General features: G+C 62.6%; 20 protein-coding genes. 6 read left to right on the top strand and 14 right to left on the bottom strand.

All coding sequences use genetic code 11. From position 1 onward, the window contains the following. Positions 1 to 30: 30 nt before the first annotated feature. From nudI to J0F90_RS12735, 3 genes are all read right to left on the bottom strand, one after another. A complete protein-coding gene (gene nudI / locus J0F90_RS12745) occupies positions 31 to 456 on the bottom strand; it encodes a nucleoside triphosphatase NudI (RefSeq protein ID WP_033640197.1) in 426 nt (141 codons plus the stop codon). Between the two features lie 120 nt (positions 457 to 576). Next, positions 577 to 1,491: a polyphosphate kinase 2 gene (gene ppk2 / locus J0F90_RS12740; RefSeq protein ID WP_016927613.1), complete on the bottom strand. Its 915-nt coding sequence runs from the start codon at positions 1,489 to 1,491 to the stop codon at positions 577 to 579. Positions 1,492 to 1,517: 26 nt separating this feature from the next. After that, a complete protein-coding gene (locus tag J0F90_RS12735) occupies positions 1,518 to 3,128 on the bottom strand; it encodes an inorganic phosphate transporter (protein WP_033640198.1) in 1,611 nt (536 codons plus the stop codon). 186 nt (positions 3,129 to 3,314) lie between these two features. On the opposite strand from J0F90_RS12735, the gene J0F90_RS12730 reads away from it, so the two are divergent. Next, positions 3,315 to 4,343: a transporter gene (locus J0F90_RS12730; protein WP_033640199.1), complete on the top strand. Its 1,029-nt coding sequence runs from the start codon at positions 3,315 to 3,317 to the stop codon at positions 4,341 to 4,343. Here J0F90_RS12730 and J0F90_RS12725 read toward each other — a convergent pair whose 3' ends face one another. From J0F90_RS12725 to J0F90_RS12685, 9 genes are all read right to left on the bottom strand, one after another. Then, positions 4,344 to 4,877 carry an SRPBCC family protein gene (locus J0F90_RS12725; RefSeq protein WP_016927616.1) on the bottom strand — a complete coding sequence of 178 codons (534 nt, stop codon included), beginning with the start codon at positions 4,875 to 4,877 and terminating at the stop codon, positions 4,344 to 4,346. A 3-nt stretch (positions 4,878 to 4,880) separates the two neighbouring features. Beyond that, the gene (locus J0F90_RS12720) at positions 4,881 to 5,228 is read right to left on the bottom strand and encodes an ArsR/SmtB family transcription factor (protein WP_004938187.1); all 348 of its coding nucleotides are present in this window, start codon (positions 5,226 to 5,228) and stop codon (positions 4,881 to 4,883) included. Between the two features lie 83 nt (positions 5,229 to 5,311). Continuing rightward, the gene (locus tag J0F90_RS12715; protein WP_033640200.1) at positions 5,312 to 6,538 is read right to left on the bottom strand and encodes a Zn-dependent hydrolase; all 1,227 of its coding nucleotides are present in this window, start codon (positions 6,536 to 6,538) and stop codon (positions 5,312 to 5,314) included. Further along, the gene (locus tag J0F90_RS12710) at positions 6,535 to 7,026 is read right to left on the bottom strand and encodes an L-2-amino-thiazoline-4-carboxylic acid hydrolase (RefSeq protein WP_033640201.1); all 492 of its coding nucleotides are present in this window, start codon (positions 7,024 to 7,026) and stop codon (positions 6,535 to 6,537) included. The genes J0F90_RS12715 and J0F90_RS12710 overlap by 4 nt, the downstream gene beginning before the upstream one ends. An 18-nt stretch (positions 7,027 to 7,044) precedes the next feature. Continuing rightward, the gene (locus J0F90_RS12705; protein WP_370531000.1) at positions 7,045 to 8,154 is read right to left on the bottom strand and encodes a branched-chain amino acid ABC transporter substrate-binding protein; all 1,110 of its coding nucleotides are present in this window, start codon (positions 8,152 to 8,154) and stop codon (positions 7,045 to 7,047) included. A gap of 76 nt (positions 8,155 to 8,230) precedes the next feature. Continuing rightward, positions 8,231 to 8,944 carry an ABC transporter ATP-binding protein gene (locus tag J0F90_RS12700; protein WP_033640203.1) on the bottom strand — a complete coding sequence of 238 codons (714 nt, stop codon included), beginning with the start codon at positions 8,942 to 8,944 and terminating at the stop codon, positions 8,231 to 8,233. Next, positions 8,937 to 9,707, bottom strand: coding sequence for an ABC transporter ATP-binding protein (locus J0F90_RS12695; protein ID WP_033640204.1), 771 nt, complete (start codon positions 9,705 to 9,707; stop codon positions 8,937 to 8,939). Before J0F90_RS12695 ends, J0F90_RS12700 begins: the two co-directional genes overlap by 8 nt. Continuing rightward, on the bottom strand, positions 9,704 to 10,816 hold the full coding sequence (locus J0F90_RS12690) for a branched-chain amino acid ABC transporter permease (protein WP_033640205.1): 1,113 nt from the start codon (positions 10,814 to 10,816) through the stop codon (positions 9,704 to 9,706). Before J0F90_RS12690 ends, J0F90_RS12695 begins: the two co-directional genes overlap by 4 nt. Positions 10,817 to 10,826: 10 nt before the next feature. Beyond that, positions 10,827 to 11,777 (bottom strand): branched-chain amino acid ABC transporter permease, encoded by a 951-nt coding sequence (locus J0F90_RS12685; RefSeq protein ID WP_033640206.1) that lies wholly within the window; start codon positions 11,775 to 11,777, stop codon positions 10,827 to 10,829. A 169-nt stretch (positions 11,778 to 11,946) separates the two neighbouring features. Here J0F90_RS12685 and J0F90_RS12680 point away from each other — a divergent pair, with 169 nt between their 5' ends. After that, positions 11,947 to 12,879: a LysR substrate-binding domain-containing protein gene (locus J0F90_RS12680; RefSeq protein WP_033640207.1), complete on the top strand. Its 933-nt coding sequence runs from the start codon at positions 11,947 to 11,949 to the stop codon at positions 12,877 to 12,879. A 78-nt stretch (positions 12,880 to 12,957) separates the two neighbouring features. Continuing rightward, positions 12,958 to 13,260, top strand: coding sequence for a cupin domain-containing protein (locus J0F90_RS12675; RefSeq protein WP_028127440.1), 303 nt, complete (start codon positions 12,958 to 12,960; stop codon positions 13,258 to 13,260). On the opposite strand, the gene J0F90_RS12670 is transcribed toward J0F90_RS12675, so the two are convergent. Next, entirely contained in the window at positions 13,257 to 13,847 is a 591-nt protein-coding gene (locus tag J0F90_RS12670) for a TetR/AcrR family transcriptional regulator (protein ID WP_033640208.1), read from the bottom strand. The two genes, J0F90_RS12675 and J0F90_RS12670, sit on opposite strands and share 4 nt — an antisense overlap. A 140-nt stretch (positions 13,848 to 13,987) precedes the next feature. On the opposite strand from J0F90_RS12670, the gene J0F90_RS12665 reads away from it, so the two are divergent. From J0F90_RS12665 to J0F90_RS12655, 3 genes are read left to right on the top strand one after another with little or no spacing between them, the layout of a single operon-like run. Then, a complete protein-coding gene (locus tag J0F90_RS12665; protein ID WP_033640209.1) occupies positions 13,988 to 15,043 on the top strand; it encodes a sugar phosphate isomerase/epimerase family protein in 1,056 nt (351 codons plus the stop codon). 26 nt (positions 15,044 to 15,069) lie between these two features. Continuing rightward, on the top strand, positions 15,070 to 15,963 hold the full coding sequence (locus J0F90_RS12660) for an alpha/beta fold hydrolase (protein WP_033640210.1): 894 nt from the start codon (positions 15,070 to 15,072) through the stop codon (positions 15,961 to 15,963). Further along, entirely contained in the window at positions 15,953 to 16,855 is a 903-nt protein-coding gene (locus J0F90_RS12655) for an alpha/beta hydrolase (protein ID WP_033640211.1), read from the top strand. Before J0F90_RS12660 ends, J0F90_RS12655 begins: the two co-directional genes overlap by 11 nt. Positions 16,856 to 16,903: 48 nt before the next feature. Here J0F90_RS12655 and J0F90_RS12650 read toward each other — a convergent pair whose 3' ends face one another. Further along, positions 16,904 to 18,337, bottom strand: a complete 1,434-nt coding sequence (locus J0F90_RS12650) for an NAD-dependent succinate-semialdehyde dehydrogenase (protein WP_016927630.1) — start codon at positions 18,335 to 18,337, stop codon at positions 16,904 to 16,906. Positions 18,338 to 18,360 lie beyond the last annotated feature (23 nt).

Raw genomic sequence — 18,360 nt, 5'->3', positions numbered from 1 at the left:
AAGGAAATAGGGTGATAATCGCTCAAACTGTTACAGCAATCCCTTTTGCCGCAGCGTGAAGCGGGTGGCTTCGTTCAGATCGTAGTCCGCCAGGCGTTCGCGCGGCACCCAGGCGTAGTCGTCGAACTCGTCGTTGATCGTCACGTCGCGATTGGCGGCGTGGCAGTCGAAAATCAGGTAAATCATGTAGATTTGCTCCTGGCTGCCGTCGGCGTAAGTTTTGATGCGCACGTCATCGCGGAAGCTCCAGGGCGTGATGTTGTCGAGGATCAGCGCGGCGCCCAACTCTTCGCGCACTTCGCGCCGCAGCGCCTGTTCTATTTGTTCACCCGGCTCGACGCCGCCGCCGGACAGCGCCCACTGGCCGGGAAACACGCCCTTGTGCGCCGCCATTTTGCACAGCAGGAAGGCGTTATCGTTTTCAATCAGCGGGCAGACAATGATGCGTTGGCGCATGGAAGACTCCTGTCAAAATGGAAAGCAGCCACTTTAACATGGGGTTTGGCCCCTTAGCGTGAGAGAAATCAAAGCGTTGCATTTGCGCAGAGCTGCGGCAACCGCCTCTCTGCGCTACGGTCAGTAGATTTCCGGCACCACCATGTTGTCCGGCACCGGGTTACGGTGGTACTCCGGGCTGCGTTTGCGCTGCGGCAGCGTGATGACGTTGCCTTCGGCTTCCTCATAAGGCACCTGTTGCAGCAGGTGAGTGATGCAGTTCAAGCGGGCCTTTTTCTTGTCGACGCCCTGAACCACCCACCAGGGCGCCTCGGCAATGTTAGTGCGCGCTAACATGATTTCTTTGGCCTCGGTGTAGTCTTCCCAGCGGCGGCGGCTTTCCAGATCCATCGGGCTGAGCTTCCACTGCTTGAGCGGATCGTGAATGCGGCTGAGGAAACGCAGCTCCTGCTCCTCATCGGTGATCGAAAACCAGTATTTGACGATTTGGATGCCGCTGCGCGTCAGCATTTTTTCGAATTCCGGCACGCTGCGGAAAAACTCCTCGTACTCTTCGTCGTTGCAAAAGCCCATCACGCGTTCCACGCCGGCGCGGTTATACCAGCTGCGGTCGAACAGCACCATTTCGCCGGCGGCGGGCAGATGCGCGATATAGCGCTGAAAATACCACTGGGTGCGTTCGCGGTCGTTCGGCGCCGGCAGCGCCGCCACGCGACAGGTGCGCGGGTTGAGACGCTGGGTGATGCGTTTGATCACGCCGCCCTTGCCGGCGGCGTCGCGGCCTTCGAAGAGGATCACCAGCCGGTGGCCGGTGCGCATCACCCAATCCTGCAGCTTCACCAGTTCGCCCTGCAGGCGCAGCAGTTCGCGGAAGTATTGTTTGCGCCAGGCTTTCTTCGCGTCGCTGTCGACTTCTGCCGCGTCGAAGCGCAGGTCGTCCAGCTCCATTTCCAGCTCTTCATCGTAGCTGTCGTAAAATTCTTGCAGCAGGCGCTGGTTGAAACCGTCATCGCGGTTGAATTCATGCATGGTCATCAGATTTTCTCCGTGTCAGCCCGGTGTTAGAAATGGTTGAAGATCCAGTACAGCACCGCCGACAGCAGTACCGAGGCCGGCAGCGTCAGCACCCAGGCCATCAGCAGATTGCGCAGGGTGGCCATCTGCAGGCCGGAGCGGTTGGCGGCCATGGTGCCGGCGATGCCGGACGAAAGTACGTGCGTGGTCGAAACCGGCAAACCGAAGGCGTCGGCCGCGCCGATGGTGGTCATCGCCACCAGTTCGGCGCTGGCGCCCTGGGCGTAGGTCAGGTGCGATTTACCGATCTTTTCGCCCACCGTCACCACGATGCGGCGCCAGCCAACCATGGTGCCGAGCCCCAGCGCAATCGCCACCACCACTTTCACCCAAAAGGGAATGAAGCGGGTGGCGTTGTCGAGTTCGCCTTTCAACGCGTCGAGGTTGCGCTGCGCATCGGAATTGATCTGCAACTGACGCTCTGCCTTCAGGTGCTTGATGGTCTCGGACGCCAGGTACATGTCATTGCGGGTGTTCGACACCGCCTGCGCCGGGATCTTGTCGACCGAGCCGTACTGACGGATTTGATCGCCGATCGCGCCGGCCAGCTGCGCCAGCGCCGGCACCACCTCCGGCGTCAGTTCGCTGGTGCGCACATAGCCGGTCAGCACCTCGCGCGGCGGCGTTTGGCGGCCGGCCGGGAACTGGCGCAGCAGCTCGTTTTTGGTCACTTCCGCCAGCGCCGCCACCCGGGGGATCTGCTCCGGCGGCATCGAACGGTTCAGGGCGTAGGCGATCGGCATGGTGCCCACCAGGATCAGCATGATAAGGCCCATGCCTTTCTGCCCGTCGTTGGAGCCGTGGGCAAAGGAAACGCCGGTGCAGGTGAGGATCAGCAATCCGCGGATCCACAGCGGCGGCGGGCTATTGTCCTTAGGCGCGCTGTACAGCTGGCGGTTCTTGACGAACAGCTTCAGCGCCAGCAGCAGCAGGCCGGCGAACACGAAGCCGATCACCGGCGACAGCAGCAGCGCGTAGCCCACCTTGATCGCCTGGCCCCAGTCCACGCCGCTGGTGCCGGTGCGGCCGTGGATCAGAGCGTTGGCCACGCCGACGCCGATAATCGAGCCGATCAGCGTATGCGACGACGAGGCGGGCAGCCCGAGCCACCAGGTGCCGAGGTTCCAGATGATGGCGGAGAACAGCAGGGCGTACACCATGGCGAAACCGTTGCCGGTGCCGGCCTGCAGGATCAGCTCAACCGGCAGCAGCGAAATGATGCCGAAGGCCACCACGCCGCTGGAGAGCAACACGCCGAGAAAGTTGAAGAAACCGGACCACACCACGGCGACCATCGGCGACAGCGAGTGGGTGTAAATCACCGTCGCGACCGCATTGGCGGTATCGTGGAAGCCGTTGACGAATTCAAAGCCCAGCGCGATCAGCAGCGCCAGCCCCAATAATAAAAACGGAATGTAACTGGTATAGACGGCGCCGGCGTCGCTGACGTCGTTAAACAAGTTCACCCCGGCAAACGCGATCCCCAGAATTAATAAGAACACAAAAAAAAGAACAGTGAGTCGACTGTTCTTTTGATGCAGCTTGGGCAGGCTGGATGCGGCCGGCACACCCGTTTGAACGGCGCTGTTATCGCTCATAATGACCTTCCTGAAAGGATTGAATGCGGTAGCTGTCGCCTGAAAAGTATTCTGAATGAATGTGGCCTTTTTATGACGAAAATATTAATCATCGGGAACGGCGAAAATCATTAACGCCGATAAATAAAGATTGTTATAACAGCGGGGACGGTCTTGGGTTAACGGCAACCGGCAGGATAAGGCGTTATGGTGCAACGGTTAGCGGAAAAGATGCACAAGCTTGATTTCGATGATGAAGTGACCGGGCTGATCTACGGCCATGTGTTTCGTTCCGGTGAGCCGCCGGCGCGCCTGAACTCGCAACAGGTCTGCCAGGCTTACCAGGCTTTGCCGTCCGGCGACGGCTTTGTCTGGCTGCACCTCAATCTCAACCACGCGGCGGCGGAGAAGTGGCTGAAAAACCATTTCGCCATTTCCGATTTTTTCTTCCATGAAATTCGGCATGGTTCCCACACGACGCGCATCGAGCGCCAGGGCGACGATCTGTTCGCGGTGCTCAACGACGTGATTTTCCACCCTGAGGACAGCAACCCGGAAACGGCGACGCTGTGGCTCTATTGCTGCCGTGGGCTGGTGGTCACCGTGCGTCACAAACCGGTGCGATTGATTGAACGGCTGCTTGGTCGCCTGACGGCGCTGGAGCTGGCGTCGTCTACCGAGCTGCTGGCGCACCTGCTGGAAGAGCAGGAGGACGTGCTGGAACAGGTGGTGCGGCAGGCTAACCAGTATGTTGATGCCATCGAGGATCGCTTGCTGACCCGCCGCGTCAAACGCAATCGCGCCGAGCTGGGGCGCATGCGCCGCATGTTATTGCGCTTTCAGCGCCTGTTGGCGCCGGAACCGGCCGCGCTGTTTCGGCTGTTGAACCGGCCGCCGGCCTGGCTGAGCCGCAAGGTGGTGCAAGATCTGCGGCAGTTTACCGAAGAGTTCACCGTGGTGTTGAACGATCTCGCCAGCCTGACCGAACGCATCCGGCTATTGCAGGAAGAGCTGGGCGCCAAGCTGATGGAGCAGAATAACCGCACGCTCTACACCCTGACGGTGATCACCGTGCTGGCGTTGCCGATCAACATCGTCGCCGGTTTCTTCGGCATGAACGTCGGGGGGATACCGCTGGCCAGCAATCACCACGGTTTTATCCTGCTGGTGTTGCTGGTCGGCAGTTTTACGCTGATCGCCGGTTATCTGGCGTTCAGGCGCCGGGACGAGTCGTAATTACAGGCGGGCGCGGTACTCTTCTTCCAGCCGGGCATGGGTGCTCCAGAACGGCTGCGGCGCCCGATCGTGCAGACGATCCAGCAGGATATCCAGATGGGTGTGCCAGCCGCCGGCGACGCTGAGCATCTCGTCGCGGTTGGCCAAGCGCCGGTGGGTGACCGTCAGCAGCACCGCGTTTCCCTGTTCCGTCAGCTCGAAGGTCACTTCGGAAGGGCGCCCCTGATCCTGTTCGGCCCAGGTAAAGCTCAGCAGGCGCGGCGGGAACAGGCAGGTGATGTGGCCGCGGTTGCTGACGCAGCCGCCGTGCTGCTTGTACTTGGCCGGCGGTTGCTCGTGCTCGCCCGCCAGATCGGAGTTGCGAAACTCCAGCTCCAGCGGCGCGCCGTTTTCCAACTTCATGGCGCCGGCCGCCAGCCAGGTGGCGCGCTTGTCGGATTCGGTCAGGTAAGCCCACACCCGCTCGATGGGGCCGGGCAGCAGCCGCTGGATGCGCAGCGTGCCGGGTTCGATAATCATGCCGTAATCATTCATGGTTCACTCCTTGGGAGGAAGCTGTTCGGGCTGCAGCAGCGCCTGTTCGAGCGCATCCAGCCGTTCAGTCCAGAAATGTTCATAGGTTTGCAGCCAGTGCATGGCCTGCGCCATAGGCTCGGGTTCGAGCCGGCAGATATGGTTTCTTCCTTGCACGGTGCGTTGCACCAGGCCCGCATGTTCCAGTGCTTTCACGTGCTTGGAGGCGCCGGCGAACGACATCTGCAACGGCGCGGCCAGTTCGCCGATGCTGCGCTCACCGCCGGCCAGCGCGCGTAACATCGAACGGCGGGTCGGGTCGGCTAGCGCATGAAAAATGGCGTCCAGCTGTGAGGAAGATAATTCAACCATATGGTTGAATATAGAGCAGACGGGCTAATATTCAACCGTTTTGTTGAATATTTTTTTGCCCCGGCGAGAAACCGGGGCGACGATCAGGCGCCGGCGTGCGCCAGCAGCGCGTTCAGCAATACGTCAGCGCCGGCGGCGGCCCAGGCGGGGGTGATATCTTCCCGCTCGTTGTGGCTGATGCCGTCCACGCAGGGAATGAAAATCATGGCGGTCGGGGCGACGCGGTTAAGGTAACAGGCATCGTGGCCGGCGCCGGAAATCATGTCGCGATGGCGATAGCCCAACGCTTGCGCGGCTTGACGTACGCTGTCGATGCAGCCTCGATCAAAAGCGATCGGGGGATACTGGAAGATGCGCTCGGCGCGCGCGGTCAGGCCGCCGCCGTTGACGGCGTTCACCGCCGCCCGCAGGCGCTGCTCCATCTGCTCCAGAATTGACTCCTCTGGATGGCGGAATTCGACGCTGAAAAAGACGCGCCCCGGCACCACGTTGCGTGAATTGGGGGTAATTTGCGCCATGCCCACCGTGGCGCGCGCGTCGGGCGCGAAATCCCAACCGATGCGGTTGACCGCCGTGACCAGCGCCGCAAAGCCCAGCAGGGCGTCGCGGCGGCGGTCCATCGGCGTGGTGCCGGCATGGGCGCTGAAGCCGACGACCTCCAGTTCATACCAGCGCTGCCCTTGTGCGGCGGTCACCACGCCGATGTCGAGATGCTCCGCTTCCAGAATCGGCCCCTGTTCGATGTGCAACTCGAAGGCGGCATGGATCGGCGTGCCGCCCACCGGATACTCGCCGGCGTAGCCGATGCGCTCCAGCGCCTCGCCGAGGCTGACGCCGTGCTCGTCGCGGCGCGTCAGACCGTATTCCAGGTCGAATACCCCGGCGAACACGCCGGAGGCGATCATCGCCGGCGCAAAGCGGGCGCCTTCTTCGTTGGTCCAGTTGATCACTTCAATCGCGCGTTCGGTGACGATCTGCCGATCGTTAAGGCTGCGAATAACCTCCAATCCGGCCAGCACGCCGTAGATGCCGTCGAAACGGCCGCCGCGGGGTTGCGAGTCGCCGTGAGAACCGGTGACAACCGGCGCCAGCTCGGGCCGCGCGCCTTCACGGCGCAGGAACATGTTGCCCATCCGATCGACGCGCACGCTGCAACCGGCCTCCAGCGCCCACCGGCGCAGCTGGTCGCGCGCCTGACGATCCTCTTCGCTGAGCGCCAGGCGGGTAACGCCGTTGTCAGCGATGGCGCCGAACTGCGCCATCGCCTGCAGGCTTTGCCACAGGCGCTCGCCGTTGACCCGATGCGTCATTGCTTTTCTCCCGGCGTTTTGGCGGCGTAACGGAAATCGCAGCAGGGAGCGCCGGACATGATGGTCTGGGTGCGCTGCAGTTCAACGTCAGGCGCATAGCCGACGATAAACTGGCTGTCGCGAGCGCAGGAGAGCAGGTGGCCGATGTCTCCCAGCCCCATCTCATGATACATCTCGGCGTAGCGGCAGCGGGTGACGTTATAGTCGAAGTGCTGTTCGTCCTGATTGATCACCTCGACGCGCAACGCATCGTCTTTTTCCCACAGGTACTGCAAGGCGGCGAAGCTGCGCAGATCCGCGCCGTTCGGTTCCTGAGCGGCGAACTGTTTGCCCGCCGCGATGGCGGCATTCTCGATGGCTTCGCCGATCACTGCCTGAGCGCGCGTCTTGCCGATTTCACGCACCAGAATCTGGTAGATCGGTTTGATGATTTCCGCCTCGATCTTTCTGCGGGCCAAAATGCCCAATTCGTTATTTGCACAGCTCATCGCCTTGCTCCTCTTGATTTATTGTGGTTTGGCGCCGCCCAACACGGTTTGCGGCTGCCATTTGCCGTCGACTACCCGGTACAGGGTGAAGCTCGGCTGTTGCAGGTTGCCCTGCGCATCGAAGGCAATGGCGCCGGTCACGCCCTGATAATGTATGGCGCGCAGTTTCGGCAGATAATCGGCCGGGTTGGCCGAGCCGGCCTGTTCGATGGCGGCGATCAGCACCCGGGTGGCGTCGTAGGCGAAGGGCGCATGCAGTTCGATGTGAGTGTGGTAACGATCGCGGTAGGCTTGCTCAAACGCCTTGCCGCCCGGCATCTGTTCCAGCGGCAGCCCCGGCTCCAACGCGACGACGCCTTCGCCTTCTTGCTGCGCCAGCGTCAGGAAGGTTTGGCTGACAAAGCCGCCGGCGCCCATCAGCTGCGCGTTCATGCCCAGCTGCTTCAGTTTGCGCGCCAGCGGCGCCGCCTGGGAATCTACGCCGCCGAAGAAGATCAGATCGGCGTTTTTGCTGCGCACGGTGGTCAGTACGGCGCTGAAATCGACGGTCTTGTCATCCACATACTCGCGGGCGACCGGCTGCACGCCCTGGGCCTGCAGCGATTTGATGAACTCGTCCGCCAGCCCCTGGCCGAAAGCGGTGCGATCGTCGATCACCGCGATGCGCTGGGCTTTCAGCGTTTTCACCGCATATTGCCCGGCATAGTTGCCGCCGTCGTCGTCGTGGCCCATCACGCGAAAGCTGGTGTCAAAACCCTGTTGCGTATAGCCGTGACCGGTGGCGACCGGCGCCACCTGGGCGATGCCGGCGTCGTGATAGATGCGCGCCGCCGGGATGCTGGTGCCGGTGTTCCAGTGGCCGACCACCCCGGCGACGCCTTCGTCGACCAAACGTTGCGCCACGGCCACGGCGGTGCGCGGGTCGGACTGGTCGTCCTCGGACACCAGTTTGAAGGTGACCGGTTTGCCGTTCAGCGTCGGTTTCTGCGCGTTAGCGTCGGCGATCGCCAGTTGCGCGCCGTTTTCGAGATCTTTGCCGATGCGCGCGGAAGGGCCGGTCAGCGGCCCGGCCAGGCCGATCAGCACGGTGTCGGCCGCCAGCGCCGGGAGGCTAAGAATCATTGTCATGGCGGCCAGCGCCAACGGTTTGATGCGAATGCTCTGTTGCATGTCATACTCCTGGTGCGGTTAAAAGAAACAACGGTTATTCACCCAAATAGATCTGTTTGATTTTTTCATCGTCCAGCATCTCGGCGGAACGGCCGCTGTGGCTCAGGCTGCCGCTGTCCAACACGTAGGCGCGATCGGTGGACTCCAGCGCCAGGCGCGCGTTCTGCTCGACCAATAGCAGCGTGACGCCGTCACGGGCTAACTGCTTGATGACCGTGAAAATAGCTTCCACCACAATCGGCGCCAGCCCCATCGAGGGTTCGTCCAATATCAGCAGCCGCGGGCGGCTGAGCAGCGCGCGGCCCATCGCCACCATCTGCTGTTCACCGCCCGAAAGCAGCCCGGCCGGTTGGTGCAGGCGCTCGCTCAGCCGCGGGAAGATGGCACACACCCGTTCGAAATCTTGCCGCACCGCCGATTTGTCACGCCGCGCATAGGCGCCGAGCTGCAGGTTTTCCCGCACCGTCAAACGGGTGAAAATGCCGCGTCCCTCCGGCACCATCACCAGCCCCCGTTGCAGCAACCGGTGCGGCGGCGCGCCGCGAATCGAGCAACCGTCGAACAGGATGTCGCCTTCGAACGGCTGCAGGCCGGTCAGCGCTCGCAGGCTGGAGGTCTTGCCCGCGCCATTGGCGCCGATCAGCGTCACCTGTTCGCCGGCGTTCACCGTGAAATCGATGCCTTTGACCGCATGAATGCCGCCATAAGACACTTTGAGATGTTTAACGCTCAGCAGGGCTTCAGACATGCGCGCCGCCTCCCAGATAGGCCTGAATGACCGCCGGTTCGCGCCGCACCTGCGCCGGTTCGCCTTCGGCGATCGCTTTGCCGTAGTCCAGCACCGTCAGGCGATCGCACAGGCCCATCACCAGCTTGACGTCGTGTTCGATCAGCAGCAGCGTTTTGCCGCTGTCGCGGATGCGCAGCAGCAGCTCGCGCAGCGCTACTTTTTCACCGGCGTTCATGCCGGCCGCCGGCTCGTCCAGCGCCAGCAACCGGGGTTCGGTCGCCAGCGCGCGGGCAATCTCCAGGCGGCGTTGGTGGCCATAGGCGAGATCGCCGGCGCGGTAATGGGCGAATTGGCTGATGCCGACGTACTCCAGCAGCGCATGGGATTTATCGCGCACCGCCTGTTCCTCTGCCTTGGCGCGCCGGTGGCGAGCGATCGCTGCCCACAGGCCGTTGCGGGTGCGCACGTGGCAGCCGACCATCACATTTTCCAGCACGCTCATTTCGTTGAACAACCGCAGGTTCTGGAAGGTGCGGGCAATGCCGGCCTGCGCCACTTTGTCGATCGCCTGGGGTTTATAGCGCTGGCCCAACAGGCTGAACTCGCCTTCATCGGCGCGATACAGGCCGGTGATCAGGTTGAAGCAGGTGGTTTTGCCGGCGCCGTTCGGCCCGATCAGGCCGTAGATTTCCCCTTGGCGGATGCTCATGCTGACGTCATCCACCGCCGTCAGGCCGCCGAAGCGTTTGCTGACGTGATTTAAAGCAAGCAGCGGCGTCATGCGGCGGTCCTCCCGGCATGGCGAGCCGGCCACAGGCCCGCCGGGCGATAGAGCATCACCAGGATCAGCGCCAGGCCGTAAAACAGTTGGCGGATGATTTCCGGATCGATCAGCACCTGGCCGAACAGCGCCTGCTGCAGCGGTCCCATGCTGCTGCGCAGCAGCTCCGGCAGGGCGGCCAGCAGCAGCGCGCCCAGGATCACGCCGGGGATGTGCCCCATGCCGCCGAGCACCACCATCGCCAGTACGGCGATCGATTCCTGCAGGGTGAACGATTCCGGCGACACGAAGCCCTGAAACGCGGCGAACAACGCGCCGGCCACACCGCCGAAGGTGGCGCCGATGGCGAAGGCCAGCAGCTTGAAGTTGCGGGTGTTGATGCCCATCGCCCGCGCGGCGTCCTCATCTTCGCGGATCGCTGTCCACGCACGGCCGATGCGCGAGTTTTGCAACCGCAGGCTGATGAACAGGATCGCCAGCAGCAGCGCGGCGAACAGATAGTAATAGAGGTACAGGCCGGAAAAACGCACGCCGAACCACTCGTGCATGCCGGAAAACCTCAGGCCGAACAGGCTGACCGGGTCAATGCCGGAAATGCCTTTGGGGCCGTTGGTGAGATTGACCGGACGATCGAGGTTGCGCATCAAAATGCGCACGATCTCGCCGAATCCCAACGTGACGATCGCCAGATAGTCGCCGCGCAGCCGCAGCGTCGGCGCGCCGAGCAGGATGCCGCATACCGCCGCCAGCAGCGCCGCCAGCGGGATCAGCCACAGCATCGGCAGATGCAGCCCGTCGGGGAACCACTGCAGCAGCAGCGGGAACTGCTGCGTCAGATGCGGTGACGACAGCAGCGCGGCGAGATAGGCGCCGACCGCGTAAAAGGCGATAAAGCCCATGTCCAGCAACCCGGTCATGCCCACCACGATGTTCAGCCCGAGCGCCAGCATCAGATACAGCAGGGCGAAGTCGACGACCCGCACCCAGTAGTTGCCGCCGGCGGCGCCCGCCACCCAAGGCGCAAGCAGCAGGGCGAGAATGAACAGCGTCAGCCCCAGCCCGGCGCGACGCGGCGTGGTCAGAGGAACGGGGGGAGTCAAAACGGTCATCGTGATGCCCTTATGCGCGCGTGGCGATGCGTTCGCCCAAAAGCCCGGAGGGGCGGAAGACCAGCACGGCGATCAGCACCAGAAACGCGAACACGTCCTGGTAGTTGCTGCCGAACACGCCGCCGGTCAGCTCGCCGAGATAGCCGGTGCCCAGCGATTCGAACAGACCCAGCAGCAAACCGCCAAGCATCGCGCCGCGCAGGTTGCCGATGCCGCCGAGCACGGCGGCGGTAAACGCCTTGATGCCCGGCAGAAAGCCCATCGAGAAACCGGCGTTGCCGTAGTTGCTGGCCATCATGATGCCGGCCACCGCCGCCAACGCGCCGCCGAGCGCGAAGGTCAGAACGATGATGCGGTCAGGACTGATGCCCATCAGGCCGGCGACCTGCGGGTTTTCCGCCGTGGCGCGCATGGCGCGGCCGAAACGGCTGTGTTCGACCAGCAGCCAGAGGCCGGCCATCACCGCCACGGCCACCGCCAGCGTGACGATCGCCGTGCCGGTGATCACCGCCGGCGCATGTTCGGCGCTGCCTGCGGTCAGGGCGATGGGCGCCATCGGCAACAGCTGCGGAAACATCAGGGGATTGCGTGACCAGATCAGCATCGCCAGGGTTTGCAGCAGCAGTGACACGCCGATGCCGCTGATCAGCGGGGCCAGGCGCGGCGCATTACGCAGCCGGCGATAGGCCAGGCGCTCGATCGCCATTGAGGTGATGGCGCAGATAGCCATGGCGAACAGGGCCGCCAGCAGCAGCGTGGCGTAGGACGGTAAAGCGGAAAAGTGGTGCTGCAACACCCCGATCGCCGACAGCGCGCTCAGCGCCCCGACCATCAGCACGTCGCCGTGCGCGAAGTTGATGATGCGCAGGATGCCGTACACCATGGTGTAGCCGAGCGCGATCAGCGCATAAATGCTGCCGAGCATCAAACCGTTGACGGTTTGCTGTACCAGCGTATCCATAAGGAGAGTCCGGAGATAATGAATCAGAGGCTCACAGTAGAGAATTTAAAAAAATTGTAAAATACGGAAAAATACTTTCTTATATAAAAAACGAGTGTTTTTAATGTATTGATTTTTATGTATATTAAATCCATTCCTTCAGTGTCCATTTCCCAAAAACAGTCAATATATGAAAAAAACAGAACAGTATGATGAGCCGTTGCCGATGCTGCCGAACGATCCGCCGCTGCGCGCCGTGCGGGCGTTCGAGGCCATCGCGCGCCTGGGGGGGATCAGCGCGGCGGCTAACGAGCTGATGATTTCGCCTTCGGCGGTCAGTCATCAACTCAAAACGCTGGAGGCATTTTTGCAGATGCCGTTGACCGAACGGCAGGGGCGTAACCTGGTGTTGCGCAGCGAGGGGCGGGAGTACTACCGTTCGATTCGCTCGGCGTTCAACGTGCTGCGCCAGGCGACCGAACACGTGCGTGAACAATCCGCGTCGCGGCAGGTGACCATCAGTCTGATCCCGCTGTTCGGCATGGGGTGGTTCATTCCGCGGCTGCGCGGCTTTCTGCGTGAAAATCCGGATATCGACATCAATGTGGTCTACGCCAACCACCGCAATTACCTGAGCGACGCCGCCGATCTGTCGATCCGCTTCGGGGTCGGGCAGTGGACCGGCTATCGCAGCGAGAAGCTGATGTCTGGCAAAATGGTGCCGGTGTGCAGCCGGGCATTCAGTAAACTGCACGGTTTGCTCGATACGCCGGATCAACTGGCGACGCTGCCGCTGCTGCACGACGAGGAACGCAATACCTGGATGCAATGGTTTCAGCAGGCCGGCGTCAAGCGCCCGCCGCGCAGTATCGGCCCGATGTTTGAAGACGGATTGTTGACGTTGGCGGCGGTACAGGCGGGATTAGGGTGCGCGTTGATGCGTGAACCGTTAATCGCCCAGTACCTTGAGAGCGGTGAGTTGATCAAAATGTTCGATCTGCCGATCGATGACGGCCGCGATTATTACCTGTGCGCTCGGCTGGATAGTGAGCTGTCGCAGGAGGGCGAAAATCTGCGGCAGTGGCTGCGCCGTGAGGCGGCGGCTCAGAACGCCGGGGCATAATCTACAACCAACGCGTCTTTCAGCAGGTGACGGCTTTGCAGTAGAGTGCCGGTTCCTCTGTAGTAATAAGGTATGACGATGCTGTTCGATTTAAACCAGCAGGCGGCCGAACTGCCCGAGGCTTGGCGTTCCTCCGTGCTGGGCCGCGTCGGTGCGGCCAACATCAAAGTGCTGCGTATGGATGCGCGCAGCATTGCGGATGAAGTGCATGATTACAGCGAAGGGTTGCTGGTGATCAGCGGCCACCTGCGGCTGCAGGTGGCGGGGGAAGAGGTGGTGGTGCGGGCTGGCCAGCTGTATCAGGCCGCGGCCGGCGTACCGCACCGCGTGTTGCCGGGCAGCGAAGGCACGCTGGTGATTGTCGATCTGCCGGAGGATTAAGCGTCGCCCAGTACCGTCAGCGCCATCTTTACCGCATCCAATAGTCGCGTTTCAGTGACGCCGTCACGCGCCTGAATCGACAGCCCGTGCAGGAAGACGGCGAAGTAGTCCCCCAGGCTGTCAGCGTCGGTGTCGGCGGGCAATTCACCGGTTTGCACCGCCTGCCGCAGCCGTTCGACGATCTGCTGCGTACGCTGCAACCGATGCTCTGCCAGCCAGGTTTTGAGCCCATCGTTTTCCGCACTGACGCTGGCGGCGGCGGAGACCACCATGCAGCCCTGCGGCAGATCCGGCCGACTGTAGAGGCGCACGGCATCTTCCAGCATACGTTGGATCGCCGGGCGAATGCCGCTTTCCTGTGCGAAGGCGCGATCGGCGAAGCCGCCTTCCTCGGCTTCGTAACTGGCGATCGCCTCGCGGAACAGCTGCTCTTTGGAGCCGAACGCCTTGTAGATGCGCGCGGAAGCAATGCCCAATTCCGCCACCAGATCCGACATCGAGGTGCCTTCGTAACCTTGCCGCCAGAATAAGTTTCGCGCCTTCAAGAGCGCCTGTTCGCGATCGAACTCACGCGGTCTGCCTGCCATTCGCTGCTCCAATTTACCTGTCATTCAGCGACATAGGATCGCTTAAATCGACGGGAATACCAATGTCTTTATAAATTTCGCTTGCGGTCAATTCGCTTTGCTCCTATTGTTTGTCAATCGACAACCAATAGGAGTTTACGATGAAAACCCTCAAAGGTCCAAGCCTGCATCTCGCGCAGTTCAGCGATGAGACAGCGCCGTTCAACAGCCTGCCGGCCATCGCCGAGTGGGCGGCGCAAACCGGGTTTACCGCCTTGCAGATCCCGGCCTGGGATCGGCGTTTGTTCGACGTGGCCACCGCCGCGGAAAGCCAAACTTACTGCGACGATCTGACCGGGATGTTGGCGGAGCAGGGGTTGGTGGTCAGTGAATTGACCAGCCATATCTTCGGCCAGCTGATGGCGGTACACCCGGCTTACGATGCGCTGTTTGACAGCTTCGCGCCGCCGGCGCTGCAGGGCAATCCGCAGGCGCGCGGCGAGTGGGCGCGGCAGCAAATGCTGCTGGCGGTGAAGGCGTCGGCGCGGCTCGGGCTCAGCGAGCTGGGCACCTTTTCCGGTTCGCTGGCCTGGCCCTATCTGTTCCCGTTCCCACAGCGCCCGGAAGGATTGATCGACACCGCGTTCGACGAACTCGCCAAACGCTGGCTGCCGGTGCTCGACGCCTGCGAAGAACAGGGCATCAACCTGTGTTATGAAATTCACCCGAGTGAGGATCTGCACGACGGCGTGACGTTCGAAATGTTTCTTGAGCGCGTGGGCAACCACCCGCGTTGCCGGGTGCTGTTCGATCCGAGCCATATGGTGCTGCAGCAGCTTAACTATCTGGAATTTATCGATATCTATAAGGATGTTATCGGCATGTTCCACGTCAAGGACGCCGAGTTCAATCCGACCGGTCGCCAGGGCATTTACGGAGGCTATCAATCCTGGGTCGATCGTGCCGGCCGTTTCCGCTCGTTGGGCGACGGCCAGGTCGATTTCAACGGCATCTTTTCGCGCCTGACGCAGTACGGCTATTCGGGCTGGGCGACGCTGGAGTGGGAATGTTGCCTGAAAAATCCGCAGGACGGCGCGCGCGAAGGCGCGGCCTTCATTCGCGATCGCATTATCCGCGTCACCGACAAAGTGTTCGACGACTTCGCCGGCGCGCCGGTCAACCCACAACAGATCAATGCCTTGCTCGGCATTCGCTGAGCCTTAACCTTTCAGGGAGTCACCCCATGCAATATCGACAGAACGAGATCCAGTTGGCGGATCTCGCGGCGGAACACGTCTATCTCCAGGTCAACGGCCGGCGCATTCACTGCGTGGTGGCCGGTGAAGGGCGGCCGGTGCTGCTGATCCCCGGCTGGCCGCAAACCTGGTACACCTGGCGCCATGTGATGCAAGCGCTGGCGACGGCCGGTTTTCAGGCGATCGCCGTCGATCCGCCGGGCATCGGTGATTCTGACAAGCCCGTCGGCGGTTACGATACCGGCAGCATCGGCGCGGCGCTGCACGCGATGATGTTGCTGCTGGGCCATGAGCGTTACCAACTGGTCGGCCACGACATCGGCATGTGGATCGGTTACGCCATGGCGAGCGACTTCCCGCAGGCGGTGGAACGTCTGGTGCTGACGGAGGCGGTGATCCCCGGGCTGGCGCCGCCGCCGCCGATTTTCGTCGCGCCGGAGGAGAATATCTTCCTGTGGCATTTCATGTTCAACCAGCTGGCGGATTTGCCGGAGGCCCTGACCCAGGGGCGCGAGCGGGAGTATCTTGGCTATATCTTCAACCGCTGGTCCTATCGGCGCGATCGGGTAGCGGCGCAGGTGTATATCGCCGCCTATTCGGCGCCGGGCGGCCTGCGCGCCGGATTCGACTATTACCGAGCGATCCCGGAAACCGTTCGCCAGAACCGGCTGCGCGCCGCTACGCCCTTGACGATGCCGGTGTTGACGGTGGGAGCGGAGCACGCCACCGGCGATGCGCCGCTGACCACGCTTCGGGGCAATGCGCACGATCTGCGAGGCGAAACGGTCGCCGGCTGCGGGCATTTCATCACCGAGGAGTGTCATGAGGCGTTTATCGCGCTGATTACGCCGTTCCTGGCGGGAGAGCAGCATGCCGCTTGATGAACGCATCGCCGCCTTTTTGACGGCGTCGGCCGCCGTGCCGCCGCCCGCTTCGCTGGCGGCAATGCGCGCGGCCACGGAAACCGGTTTACGCCAGCTGCAGGGCGAGGCGGAAGCGAGCGGCGGCGTCAGGGACTATACGGTGGTCACCGCCGATGGACACCGGATGGCGCTGCGCGCCTATCTACCGGCGGGGGAAAACGGCGCGAACGCGCAGCCGGCGATGCTATTCGCCCACGGCGGCGGCTGGTGCCTCTGCTCACTGGCGTTGTACGATCGGCCTTGTCAGGCGTTGGCTAACGCCACCGGCCGGGTGATCCTGTCGGTTGACTATCGTCTGGCGCCGGAATACCCGTTTCCACAGCCGCTGGAAGATGTCTATCAGGCGCTCTGCTGGGTGGCGCAACGGGCGCCGCAGTTGGGGATTGACGCGAAGCGCCTGGCGGTGGGCGGTGATAGCGCCGGGGGCAATCTGGCGGCGGCGGTCGCACTGTTGGCGCGGGATCGCGGCGGCCCGTACATTGAACGTCAACTGCTGTTGTACCCGGCGCTCAGCCGCGAAATGGCGACGAAGAGCTATCGCGAGTTTGCCGAGGGGCACTTTCTGACGCGCGACGCGATGGTGTTCTGTTGGCAGCAGTATCTGAGCCAGCGGCGCGATCCCGGCGCGGAACCGTTGCATGCCGCCACGCTGCGCGGATTGCCGCCGGCCGCCATCCTGAGCTGCGAATATGATCCGCTGCGCGATGAGGCCGAACAGTATGCACAACGGCTGCGTGAGGCGGGGGTGACCGTGCGCTGCGAACGGTTGCCGGGCATGGTGCATGCCTGCATTCACATGCTGGGGCTGACCCCGGCGGCGCGGCGGCTGTTCGAACTGGCTCGCGAGTAAAAAAAAGCCCCGCATTGCGGGGCTTCTGGTTATTCATCCGCCGGGCGATTATCGGCCGGCGACGGTGACAAAGCGCGTTTCCAGGTAGGACTCGATCGCTTCGCTGCCGCCTTCGGTGCCGTGACCGGAGTCTTTCACGCCGCCAAACGGCGTTTCCGGCAGGCCGAAACCGATGTGGTTGATGCTCAGCATGCCGCTCTCCACGTCGCGCCCCAGCGCATTGACGGTGGCGATGTTGCGGCTGTAAGCGTAGGCGGCCAGGCCGTACGGCAGGCGGTTGGCTTCGGCGATCGCCTCGTCATAAGTGGCGAACGGGCGCAGCAGGGCGACCGGGCCAAACGGCTCTTCCGACATGGCGCGTGCGCTCAGCGGCACATCACGCAGCACCGTCGGTTCGAAGAAGTTGCCTTTGCCCGCCACGCGTTTGCCGCCGGTGCTGGCCTTCGCCCCATGGGCGATAGCGTCCTGCACCAGCGCCTCGATATTGTCGACGCTGCGGCTCAGCACCATCGGCCCCATCGTCACGCCGTCTTCCAGCCCGTTGCCGAGCTTGAGCTCACGCACGGCGGCGGTAAATTTCTCCACGAAGGCCTCGTAAACGCCTTGCTGGATCAGGAAGCGGGTCGGGGCGATACAGACCTGGCCGGCGTTGCGGAACTTGGACTGCGCCAGCTCTTTGGCCGCCGCGTCGAGATCGGCGTCGTCGAAGATCAGCACCGGCGCGTGGCCGCCCAGCTCCATGGTGGCCTTTTTCATATGCTGGCCGGCCAGCGCCGCCAGATGCTTGCCCACGCGGGTGGAGCCGGTGAAGGAGATCTTGCGAATGGTCGGATGCGGGATCAGGTATTCCGAGATTTCCGCCGGGGTGCCGTACACCAGCGCGATCACCCCGGCTGGGATACCGGCGTCGGCGAAGGCTTTGATCAGCTCTGCCGGTGAGGCCGGCGTTTCTTCCGGGCCTTTGACGATGATGGAACAGCCCGCCGCCAGCGCGGCGGACAGCTTGCGCACGATCTGGTTAATCGGGAAGTTCCACGGCGTGAAGGCGGCTACCGGGCCGACCGGTAGTTTCAGGGTTTGCTGCTGCACGTCGCGAGCGCGGGACGGAATAATCTGCCCGTAGGTACGGGTGGCTTCGCCGGCGAACCAGTCGATAACGTCGGCGGCGTTGAGAATCTCGATTTTGGCCTGCGCCACCGGCTTACCCTGTTCCTGCGTCATGATGGCGGCGATGGCGTCGGCGCGTTCGCGCAGCAGCGCAGCGGCTTTGCGCATCAGGTTGGCGCGCTGGTGCGCGGCGGTGTCGCGCCAGACGTTAAACCCGCGCGCGGTGGCGGCCAACGCCAGATCGAGATCCTCTGTGGCGGCGTGCGCCACCTGACCGATTACCTCGTCGCTGGCGGGGTTGGTGACAGGCAGGGTTTTCCCGGCCAGCGCATTGCGCCATTGTCCATCGATATACAGTTGAGTATCCGGATACATTGTTGCCTCTTGTTTGCGGAGTG

Origin of the sequence: Serratia marcescens subsp. marcescens ATCC 13880 (genome assembly GCF_017299535.1) — a bacterium.
GTDB lineage: Bacteria > Pseudomonadota > Gammaproteobacteria > Enterobacterales > Enterobacteriaceae > Serratia > Serratia marcescens.
Note: the sequence above shows the minus strand (reverse complement) of the source record. Positions and strands in the feature narration are given on the sequence as shown.

Bases quoted from the DNA above. Each gene is read 5' to 3' on its own strand.
- J0F90_RS12665 (WP_033640209.1), top strand. From the start codon at position 13,988: ATGAAAACCCTCAAAGGTCCAAGCCTGCATCTCGCGCAGTTCAGCGAT.
- nudI (WP_033640197.1), bottom strand. From the start codon at position 456: ATGCGCCAACGCATCATTGTCTGCCCGCTGATTGAAAACGATAACGCC.
- J0F90_RS12720 (WP_004938187.1), bottom strand. From the start codon at position 5,228: ATGGTTGAATTATCTTCCTCACAGCTGGACGCCATTTTTCATGCGCTA.
- J0F90_RS12695 (WP_033640204.1), bottom strand. From the start codon at position 9,707: ATGACGCCGCTGCTTGCTTTAAATCACGTCAGCAAACGCTTCGGCGGC.
- J0F90_RS12700 (WP_033640203.1), bottom strand. From the start codon at position 8,944: ATGTCTGAAGCCCTGCTGAGCGTTAAACATCTCAAAGTGTCTTATGGC.
- J0F90_RS12670 (WP_033640208.1), bottom strand. From the start codon at position 13,847: ATGGCAGGCAGACCGCGTGAGTTCGATCGCGAACAGGCGCTCTTGAAG.
- J0F90_RS12730 (WP_033640199.1), top strand. From the start codon at position 3,315: ATGGTGCAACGGTTAGCGGAAAAGATGCACAAGCTTGATTTCGATGAT.
- ppk2 (WP_016927613.1), bottom strand. From the start codon at position 1,491: ATGACCATGCATGAATTCAACCGCGATGACGGTTTCAACCAGCGCCTG.
- J0F90_RS12675 (WP_028127440.1), top strand. From the start codon at position 12,958: ATGCTGTTCGATTTAAACCAGCAGGCGGCCGAACTGCCCGAGGCTTGG.
- J0F90_RS12725 (WP_016927616.1), bottom strand. From the start codon at position 4,877: ATGAATGATTACGGCATGATTATCGAACCCGGCACGCTGCGCATCCAG.
- J0F90_RS12680 (WP_033640207.1), top strand. From the start codon at position 11,947: ATGAAAAAAACAGAACAGTATGATGAGCCGTTGCCGATGCTGCCGAAC.
- J0F90_RS12705 (WP_370531000.1), bottom strand. From the start codon at position 8,154: ATGACAATGATTCTTAGCCTCCCGGCGCTGGCGGCCGACACCGTGCTG.
- J0F90_RS12650 (WP_016927630.1), bottom strand. From the start codon at position 18,337: ATGTATCCGGATACTCAACTGTATATCGATGGACAATGGCGCAATGCG.
- J0F90_RS12715 (WP_033640200.1), bottom strand. From the start codon at position 6,538: ATGACGCATCGGGTCAACGGCGAGCGCCTGTGGCAAAGCCTGCAGGCG.
- J0F90_RS12735 (WP_033640198.1), bottom strand. From the start codon at position 3,128: ATGAGCGATAACAGCGCCGTTCAAACGGGTGTGCCGGCCGCATCCAGC.
- J0F90_RS12710 (WP_033640201.1), bottom strand. From the start codon at position 7,026: ATGAGCTGTGCAAATAACGAATTGGGCATTTTGGCCCGCAGAAAGATC.
- J0F90_RS12660 (WP_033640210.1), top strand. From the start codon at position 15,070: ATGCAATATCGACAGAACGAGATCCAGTTGGCGGATCTCGCGGCGGAA.
- J0F90_RS12685 (WP_033640206.1), bottom strand. From the start codon at position 11,777: ATGGATACGCTGGTACAGCAAACCGTCAACGGTTTGATGCTCGGCAGC.
- J0F90_RS12690 (WP_033640205.1), bottom strand. From the start codon at position 10,816: ATGACCGTTTTGACTCCCCCCGTTCCTCTGACCACGCCGCGTCGCGCC.
- J0F90_RS12655 (WP_033640211.1), top strand. From the start codon at position 15,953: ATGCCGCTTGATGAACGCATCGCCGCCTTTTTGACGGCGTCGGCCGCC.